This is a genomic window from Arenibacter lacus, assembly GCF_008711145.1.
Lineage (GTDB): Bacteria > Bacteroidota > Bacteroidia > Flavobacteriales > Flavobacteriaceae > Arenibacter > Arenibacter amylolyticus.
The window spans coordinates 1-2,258 of sequence record NZ_VVIN01000136.1 but is presented as its reverse complement, the minus strand read 5'-3'; the positions used below and the strand labels follow the sequence as shown (position 1 = coordinate 2,258).

At 33.4% G+C, this 2,258-nt stretch carries 2 protein-coding genes; both read right to left on the bottom strand.

Annotation, left to right across the window (positions count from 1 at the left end):
- Positions 1-138 precede the first annotated feature (138 nt).
- Positions 139-558: a lipocalin family protein gene (locus F1E73_RS16695; RefSeq protein ID WP_176328520.1), complete on the bottom strand. Its 420-nt coding sequence runs from the start codon at positions 556-558 to the stop codon at positions 139-141.
- Positions 559-570: 12 nt separating this feature from the next.
- Complete coding sequence (locus F1E73_RS16690; protein ID WP_086478092.1) at positions 571-2,208, bottom strand: T9SS type A sorting domain-containing protein; 1,638 nt, start codon at positions 2,206-2,208, stop codon at positions 571-573.
- Between the last annotated feature and the right edge of the window lie 50 nt (positions 2,209-2,258).

The following is a 2,258-nucleotide window of genomic DNA, read 5'->3' as shown; positions in this document are numbered from 1 at the left end:
CTGACGGTCTCGTATAACCGTCAGTTACGGGTTAATATGCGTTAATTTTCGGTTTGGCACAGACGTTAGCAATTCCGAGTGGATTCGGACGTAGTCGAATCCGCCGTAATTGCGGTTATACATGGTTGTAAACAGTTTTTATTCCACTTTTTCGAACTTATAAGAACAACCTTCATCACAATTTAAATAGGTCGGTGTTAAAATTAGATGGTTACTTTCAAAGACATAATTTTCCACAAATGAACCAGGAGGATTTTCAATACCAGTATTAAAGCCATCACAATTATACTTTAAGGTTAAATTGGAAGAAGTTAATTCATACATTCCAGTTGAACACTCAGAAAATCTATTTGATGCAAATGAATTATCAGAGTTAAATGTATAAGTGTAACCATTGTTAACAGGATTCCATTGTGGACTATTACCTCCATCACTTCCGTATATTTCTACTAATTTCCAAGTTCCATATATAGAGTTTTCATTTTTTTGATTTTCATCATTTTGACTACAGGAACTAAATGATATAATAATAGTGAATAATAAGATTATGTTTTTCATGACCATAAATTTTTAGTTAATGATAATTTGATGTGTTTCTACATTTTCACCAATATAGATTTTAAGAATATACATTCCTTTTCTTAGGGATGAAACATTAATGGAATTTTTTTGTTTATCCAAGTTCCCTTGTAGAACGAGATTGGAATGAAAATCATACAATTTATAATTGGATTTTAGTTCGGTTTCGCTAAAAGTAGTATTTGCTTGGTTTGGATTTTTAAACTCAATATTCAGAGTTTCTGAACTTGGGTTTGGCGAAACAGTAAAATAACCTCCGAAGCAATAATTGTCCTTTTTAAAATATATTGTGTGCACACCATTACTACAGATACCTGTATAATCTATATCTATGGCATAAGTGTTGCCGTAGTTCATATTATTGGGTGTAAAGGCAATCTCATAAATGCCATATGAATAGGATGTCCAACCACTCGGGATAGTAGTATAGTTTATACTATTTACATAATTTGAATACATATTGATTACATATTCCTCACCGTCACAAATTAAATATGGGTCTAGCGAAGTGCCACTTCCAGTTAAATTGTTATAATTACTGTCCCGGACAAATACCTCGCTATTTGTTAAACTGGGATTATTGATTTGAACTTCTGTTGTTAAACCTGCACCAGAGCTTAGGTTTGCAGTTATCTGTCCAATACTTCCGCTACTGTACTTTGGTTTGACTGTAATCGAAGTGTCGTTGCTGCTTACAACCAATAAATTTGATGATACTTGCCAAGTTACGGGCGTCCCTCCATTTTGAAGGGTGAATGTTGAATTTGAAGGACTACAGATTGTATTTGGACCATTTAACGACGGGCAAGAATTGGCGGTTATATTTTGTAAAACAGATTCGTTTTGTATGGCATATCGCATTCTGTTACCTTGGCCATTTGTGAAATGGTCCCTATTATTGTAGTATGACATAATGTTTGTTAAATCAGGTGTGTAACCTCCTGAATTTCCAGCGTTTGAATCAGCAGGTGTATCACATACAACATCTCCGCAAGTACTACAATTTGACCCATTAATTGCTTCTGCACACCCAGAAGTATTTGGAGCAGTACCTTGAAAGGTATGGTAAAGATTTAAACAATGACCCAATTCGTGATGTGAAGTAGGTAGAAGAACTCTATCACTTCTTATGACTAAACTGTTTGATGGAATACTATCTGCTACACCAGTTACAAACCCTTGGTATACACCATTGATGTAAACATCCCATAATTCTTCAACTATATAGTAATTAATAGCATTCGGGACATCATAACCAGAATTCATTAATACTGTGTGTTCACCTTCATCTACTTGAATGAAGTCAGAATTATCAATAAAGTTAGTTCCTATATTATTAATTATGATATTATGTGGACTATAAAATTCGTTAAGTTCCACCGTTATATCATTTGTATCTGGCAATGGGAACGCATTCGTTCCATTTGTATTTCTTACAATATGGAAAAACACATTGATACAAGTATATGAACTAGAACTTTTGTAAGAGTTCGACTCTTTGCCTTTTGTGTTATTGTCCTCTTGGGGGTAAATTATTGGAGTAGTTGGAGGAGGTGTTCCACAAATTTGTCCAAATATTGAGTTGAAATTCCAAATTAAGAGTAGGATTAAAAGTAGTTTTCTTTTCATAATTTCTATTGTTTTTTATGGTTAATGTTTGTGTAAAAATTGTTTACAAC